Source organism: Brucella oryzae, assembly GCF_041929965.1.
In the GTDB taxonomy this organism is placed as follows: Bacteria; Pseudomonadota; Alphaproteobacteria; order Rhizobiales; family Rhizobiaceae; genus Brucella; species Brucella oryzae.
On record NZ_JBHEEO010000026.1, the window covers coordinates 45,673 to 51,868 of the forward strand.

Here is a 6,196-nt window from a genome sequence, read left to right on the forward strand (position 1 = left end):
AATCAACCTCGAGCGGTTCCAATCAGCACGGAATCGTTGAAGCCGCTCTAACTACTTGGTTTTACGCATTTCAGAGGCCAGCCGTTGCACAGTTCTGGCCTGGAAATGCTCTAATGGAGAGCTTGGATATGAAACGCTTCCGCATCATTGCCCCTCTTGCAGTCATGTCGCTGGCGTTGGCCGCGTGTGAAACGACCGGCCCAGTCGGCGGCAATATTCCGACTGTCTCTCGTGGCCCGGCTGGCATCGAAGGTAGCTGGGTCGATCCAAATGGCATTGTCTCGTCATTCAATGGCGGCATTTTCGAGACCCGCGCCACCGACACGAATGAGAAGCTAGCCGAGGGCAACTACCGTTACCAGTCGCCGCAGCTTGTTGAAATCGACATGCGCTCCATCGTGCGCGGCACGTCGTCGAAGGTGAACTGCGCGCTCGTCTCGCCATCGCAGCTCAACTGCACGTCGTCATCGGGCTCGCGCTTCTCCCTGACGCGTCGCGCTGCAGCATAAGCACACGATATCTTGCGTAAATTTCAAATATTTACGGCGCGGGAAACACCCGCGCCGATAGAATTTCGCCAGCGACAACTGTCAGGATTGTAATTTGTCTTTTTTTCTCTAGTTTTCCGGCTGAACAGGAGTCGGAAGATGAGTGAAATGGATAAAGTGCAGGAGAAACCCAGCCAGACAATCAAGCCGGAGGCGCAGGCAAAGCTGCCCAAGGTGGGTGTCCTGCTGGTCAATCTCGGCACACCGGATGGCACGAGCTATGGCCCGATGCGCCGCTATCTGGCTGAATTTCTTTCGGATCGCCGCGTCATCGAATGGCCGCGCCTCATCTGGTATCCGATCCTTTACGGCATCGTCCTCAACACTCGTCCGAAACGTTCCGGCAGGCTTTATGACCGCATCTGGAACCGTGAGAAAAACGAATCTCCGTTACGGACCTATACCCGCGCGCAGGGCGAGAAGCTTGCAAAGGCGCTTGCCGAATATCCCAATGTGGTCGTGGACTGGGCGATGCGTTATGGCCAGCCCTCCATCGAAAGCGTAACCGACCGCCTTTTGGCGCAAGGTTGCGAGCGGATCGTCATGTTCCCGCTCTATCCGCAATATTCGGCGACGACGACGGCGACGGTGAACGACAAGTTCTTCGAAGCACTCATGAAGAAGCGTTTCCAGCCGGCAGTGCGCATCGTGCCGTCCTATGAAACGGAACCGGTATACATCGACGCTCTGGCTCGCTCCATCGAGAAGCATCTGGAAACGCTGTCCTTCAAGCCGGAAGTGATCCTCGCTTCCTATCACGGCATTCCCAAGAGCTATTCCGACAAGGGCGACCCCTACCGCCAGCAATGTCTCGAAACGTCACGCCTTTTGCAGGCGCGGCTGGGACTTGATGACAGCCAGTTTCGCTCCACGTTTCAGTCGCGCTTCGGACCCGAAGAATGGCTGCAGCCTTATACCGACGAAACGGTGAAGGAACTGGCTAAGCACGAGGTCAAATCGATGGCTGTTCTCAATCCGGGTTTCGTGGCTGACTGCCTGGAAACAGTCGATGAGATCGGCAATGAGGCCGCTGAAGAATTTCTTGAAAATGGTGGCGAGAATTTCAGCCATATTCCTTGTCTGAATGACAGCGAAGACGGCATGAAGGTCATCGAGACACTGGTGCGTCGCGAATTGCAGGGATGGGTGTAGATTGAAGGGAGTAAGGCGATAGGGCAGTAAGGCAGTATGTTCTATCTGTGCTAGAATCCGCCTACTGCCTTATTTGCCCTACTGCCCTATTGCCTTAAGGAAAAACAATGACCGGTTTCGATATAACACTGCTCATTCTGGCCGCGCTGGTTCTGGCGACGCTGTTTGCCGGCATAAAGACCGTGCCGCAGGGCTATAATTACACGGTCGAGCGGTTCGGTCGCTATACGCGCACGCTCAATCCGGGCCTGAACCTGATCGTGCCGTTTTTCGACCGCATCGGCGCGCGCCTCAACATGATGGAGCAGGTACTCGATGTGCCGACGCAGGAAGTCATCACCCGCGACAATGCCATTGTAGGCGTGGATGGCGTAGCCTTCTATCAGGTGCTGAACGCGGCGCAGGCCGCCTATCAGGTAGCGAACCTGCAATATGCGATCCTCAATCTGACAATGACCAACATTCGTACGGTCATGGGTTCGATGGACCTCGATGAGTTGCTGTCGAACCGCGACGCGATCAATGATCGCCTGCTGCGCGTGGTGGATGAAGCGGCCCATCCCTGGGGCATCAAGATGACGCGCGTGGAAATCAAGGACATCAATCCGCCGGAAGACATCGTCGCTTCGATGGCACGCCAGATGAAGGCCGAACGTGACAAGCGCGCGCAGGTTCTGGAAGCGGAAGGTGACCGCAACGCGCAGATTTTGCGCGCCGAAGGCCAGAAGCAGTCGCAGATCCTCGAAGCCGAAGGCAAGCTGGAAGCAGCCAGACGCGAGGCGGAGGCACGCGAACGTCTGGCCGAAGCAGAAGCGAAGGCCACCACCATGGTTTCCGATGCCGTTGCAAACGGCAATGTGCAGGCGCTTAACTACTTCGTTGCTCAGAAATATACGGAAGCGCTCAGCAATATTGCCAGCGCCAAGAACCAAAAGGTCGTTCTCATGCCGCTTGAGGCAAGCTCCCTTATCGGCTCACTTGGTGGCATTGGCGCGATTGCCAAGGAAGTTTTTGGCGACAGCATCCGGCCGACAGACCCGGCACCACAGTCACCGCCCCCTGCCCGTCCACGCAGCGTTCCACCTGCAGGGCGTTAAAAAAGAGAGGGCGCCATGATTATTGAATTTCTGTCCGGTCTCGGCATCTGGAACTGGCTTGTTTTCGGGCTGGTCCTGCTCATTCTGGAAATCTCGGCGCCCGGTTTCTTCTTCATCTGGTTCGGACTTGCTGCACTTGTGACCGGCGCGCTCGCCTTTCTCCTGTCTTCGACAACAGGGTTTGGCTGGCAGTTTCAAACCGTTGTGTTTCTGGTTCTGGCAGTTATTTTCGTGCTCGCGGGACGTCGCTTCTTCGGCTCGCGCAGCACCGATGCCGACGAACCCTTACTCAATCGTCGCGGCGAACAGCTGGTGGGCCAGCGCGCCACATTAACGGAACCGATCATCAATGGTCGCGGACGTATCCGTATTAACGATACGATGTGGCGCGTGAAAGGGCCCGATCTACCCACGGGCACCGAAGTCCGGGTGATTGCTTTCGATCCGGTTTCGCTGGAGATTGAAGTCGCTGAATAGGGGAATTTGAAAGAATCGGATAAGCTAAAGCAAGTTATTTTTTAACTTACTCCCTTACTCCCTTACTCCCTTACTCCCTTTCACGCCGCGCCTATCCGCAACAGATCGTGGAAATGCACGAGCCCGATGGGTCGCCCGGTGTCCACCACGATCAGCGCACCAATATGATTTTCGTTGATGGTGTTGAGTGCAGCAGTCGCCAGCATATTCTGGTCCACCGTCTTCGGCTTGCGTGTCATGATGTCGTCAACCGCCAAAGCCGCAAGATTGCGGCTTAGATTGCGAGAGATGTCGCCATCCGTGACGATGCCTGCCAGATCGCCACCATCATCGACAACCACCACACAGCCGAAGCTCTTTTGCGCCAGAACCTTCATCGCGTCCGGCAGGGACGTACCCACTTTTACCAGCGGGAGGCGTTCGCCGCGATGCATGATATCCCGAATATGGACGAGACTGGCACCCAACGAACCACCAGGATGAAAGGTCTTGAAGTCGCTTGGGGTAAAGCCGCGCGCTTCCAGAAGCGCGATTGCAAGCGCATCTCCGATGGCGAGCTGCATCATGGTCGAGGTTGTCGGCGCCAGACCATGCGGGCAGGCTTCGGCAGTCTTCGGCAAAAGCAGCACCACATCAGCCGACCGCCCTAGGGCTGAATCCTCGCGCGAAGTGATGGCAATGAGCGGAATGCGGAAACGCTGGGAATAATTGACGATACCCTTCAATTCCGCCGTTTCGCCCGACCATGAGATAGCCAAAATGACATCGTCGCGACCGATCATGCCAAGGTCGCCGTGATTGGCTTCCGCAGAATGAACGAAGAATGCCGAAGTACCGGTCGAAGCGAAGGTAGCGGCAAGCTTAGAGCCGATATGGCCGCTCTTGCCTACGCCCGTAACCACCAGACGTCCGCGCGAGGCGACGATACGCTTCACCGCTTTGACAAAGGGGACGGAAAGGCCGTTATTCAGCGCTTCTTCAAGCGCCGTAAGGCCAGCATTTTCTGTCTTTATGGTGCGCAGCGCCGAAGCGATAGCCGCTTCCGCGTCTGCCGGAGGGATGATCTGATCGAGCTTTTCCATGGCGGAAAGGGTTAGCTTCTTCGCAGCCGGTTGTCCAAACATTTGTGCTGCGCGCATGATCGTGAATTCGGCCAAAGCAACTAAGAATTAACCATGTGCCTTTACCGTTCATCTACCACGTTGCGACGGTTTGAAAACACGACATGCTTTTTGCCAAGGTCCCTTATGGCGGTTCGGCGCCTATTGCCCGCAGGCTCCAATGCCTGTTTCTATCGGGCGTGGCCATGGCAATCAGTCATAGCGCTTCCTTTGCCCAGGATGCCTACCTACGCGGGAGCGTCGCCGAGGATGTGCTTTCAGCCTCCTCGCCTGAAACGCTCGCAAATCGCGGACTTGCCGCGCCCAGATATGATGACGGCGCCAGCGAGACGACCGACGGAAGCTACACGCCGCCTGAAAACACGACAGCGTCAGACCCGACCACCGCAGTGCAACCGGCTCCCGCAGCTCTCATACCGCAAGATCGCCAGTCGCTGCAGCCCGACAATATTCGTGTCGGCTCGGTTGATAGCCAGACAAGCGATGAAGCGGTGCGTGTACAGCGCGAAAATCTTCGTCAATTACCCGAACAAGGGCGCAGCTCCACGCAGGAAGCCGATCCATTCGCGCCGGTCGGCATTCGCACGGGTTCGTTTATCCTCCGACCATCGCTGGAGCAAGGTATCCGTGCTACGACCAACGGCGACAACAGCGCAACCGGTTCCAGTGCGGTGCTCAACGAAACTACATTGCGGCTCAATGCCCAGTCGGACTGGGCGCGCCATCAGGCAACGCTGGACGCATCCGGCACCTGGGCCAAGTCCATTTCGGGCGAAGACGTTTCGGAACCGCGGGTCGATATTCAGGGTAAAATACGCTTCGATCTCGGCGATCAAACCACCGTCAACACCGGTGCGGGCTATCAGCTGCGTCGTGAAAGCGCATCAAGTCCGAACGGGATCGTCGGCGCCTTGCAACGGCCTCTGGTTCATACCCTCAACGGAAGTCTCGGCGTCGAACGCGATATGGGCCTGATCTTCGGCAGTGCAACCGGGCGGGTCGAGCACAATATCTACGGCGATGCGGAGCTGTCATCCGGCGGTACGGTCAGCCAGAAGGACCGCGACAACACCTATGCCAGTATTACGCTGCGCGGCGGCTTCAGCCTGTCCCCGGCGATCAAGCCCTTCACCGAAGTTGAATTGGGCAAACGCATCTTCGACGAGAAGGTGGACAGCAATGGCTATAAGCGCAGTGGATCGCAATTTGCCCTGCGCGGCGGTATGATGCTGGATATGGGCGAGAAGCTGAGCGGCGAATTCGCCGCCGGTTACATGCGTGCAAACAGCGATGATTCTCGTCTCAGCGACATCAGCGGCCCGTCGATCAATGCGGCGCTCAACTGGTCCCCGTTGCGCGGAACCGATGTACGCCTCTATGCACAGACCACTGTCGATACTTCGACCACACCCGGCATTGCCGGGTCACTCCTTCATTTCGCAAGCCTCGACGTGACCCGTCGCATACGCTCCGACCTTAGCCTCAATGGCAGGCTCGACGCCAATATCCGGCAGAACAAGGATGGCACCGGAACCGATTACACGATCGGCGCACAGATCGGAGCAACCTACTGGATCAATCGTTTCGTCGGACTCGATGCACGCCTGCGTCACGAGTTCCTGACGAGCAAGATTTCCAACCGCGAATATAAGGCTAACAGCGTCTATCTCGGCGTAAAAGTTCAGCGTTAGAGAGAAGATAAAACGGCATCCCTTGCGGGATGCCGTCAGGCTGCTGACAAACCCGTTGATATTTTTCGGCGGGTTTTGTTTTTTAGGAGGGGCCGCGTTTTGCGACAGCG

Annotated in this window: 6 protein-coding genes; 5 read left to right on the forward strand and 1 reads right to left on the reverse strand. The window is 56.8% G+C overall.

Translation table 11 applies throughout. The features are described 5' to 3' along the window. Positions 1-128: 128 nt before the first annotated feature. The 4 genes from omp10 (at position 129) to JNC70_RS19955 (ending at position 3,274) form a co-directional block, all read left to right on the forward strand. Complete coding sequence (gene omp10 / locus JNC70_RS19940; RefSeq protein WP_104756755.1) at positions 129-509, forward strand: outer membrane lipoprotein Omp10; 381 nt, start codon at positions 129-131, stop codon at positions 507-509. A 138-nt stretch (positions 510-647) separates the two neighbouring features. Next, the gene (gene hemH / locus JNC70_RS19945; protein ID WP_104756739.1) at positions 648-1,700 is read left to right on the forward strand and encodes a ferrochelatase; all 1,053 of its coding nucleotides are present in this window, start codon (positions 648-650) and stop codon (positions 1,698-1,700) included. A gap of 107 nt (positions 1,701-1,807) precedes the next feature. Continuing rightward, the gene (locus tag JNC70_RS19950; RefSeq protein ID WP_104756740.1) at positions 1,808-2,797 is read left to right on the forward strand and encodes an SPFH domain-containing protein; all 990 of its coding nucleotides are present in this window, start codon (positions 1,808-1,810) and stop codon (positions 2,795-2,797) included. A gap of 15 nt (positions 2,798-2,812) precedes the next feature. After that, positions 2,813-3,274 carry an NfeD family protein gene (locus JNC70_RS19955; protein WP_104756741.1) on the forward strand — a complete coding sequence of 154 codons (462 nt, stop codon included), beginning with the start codon at positions 2,813-2,815 and terminating at the stop codon, positions 3,272-3,274. Positions 3,275-3,354: 80 nt separating this feature from the next. Here the strand turns inward: JNC70_RS19955 and JNC70_RS19960 are convergent, their stop codons facing one another. Further along, positions 3,355-4,356: a KpsF/GutQ family sugar-phosphate isomerase gene (locus JNC70_RS19960; protein WP_104756756.1), complete on the reverse strand. Its 1,002-nt coding sequence runs from the start codon at positions 4,354-4,356 to the stop codon at positions 3,355-3,357. A 143-nt stretch (positions 4,357-4,499) separates the two neighbouring features. Here JNC70_RS19960 and JNC70_RS19965 point away from each other — a divergent pair, with 143 nt between their 5' ends. Further along, on the forward strand, positions 4,500-6,086 hold the full coding sequence (locus JNC70_RS19965; protein ID WP_104756742.1) for an outer membrane beta-barrel protein: 1,587 nt from the start codon (positions 4,500-4,502) through the stop codon (positions 6,084-6,086). Positions 6,087-6,196: the final 110 nt, after the last annotated feature.

Bases quoted from the DNA above. Each gene is read 5' to 3' on its own strand.
- omp10 (WP_104756755.1), top strand. From the start codon at position 129: ATGAAACGCTTCCGCATCATTGCCCCTCTTGCAGTCATGTCGCTGGCG.
- hemH (WP_104756739.1), top strand. From the start codon at position 648: ATGAGTGAAATGGATAAAGTGCAGGAGAAACCCAGCCAGACAATCAAG.
- JNC70_RS19950 (WP_104756740.1), top strand. From the start codon at position 1,808: ATGACCGGTTTCGATATAACACTGCTCATTCTGGCCGCGCTGGTTCTG.
- JNC70_RS19955 (WP_104756741.1), top strand. From the start codon at position 2,813: ATGATTATTGAATTTCTGTCCGGTCTCGGCATCTGGAACTGGCTTGTT.
- JNC70_RS19960 (WP_104756756.1), bottom strand. From the start codon at position 4,356: ATGGAAAAGCTCGATCAGATCATCCCTCCGGCAGACGCGGAAGCGGCT.
- JNC70_RS19965 (WP_104756742.1), top strand. From the start codon at position 4,500: ATGCTTTTTGCCAAGGTCCCTTATGGCGGTTCGGCGCCTATTGCCCGC.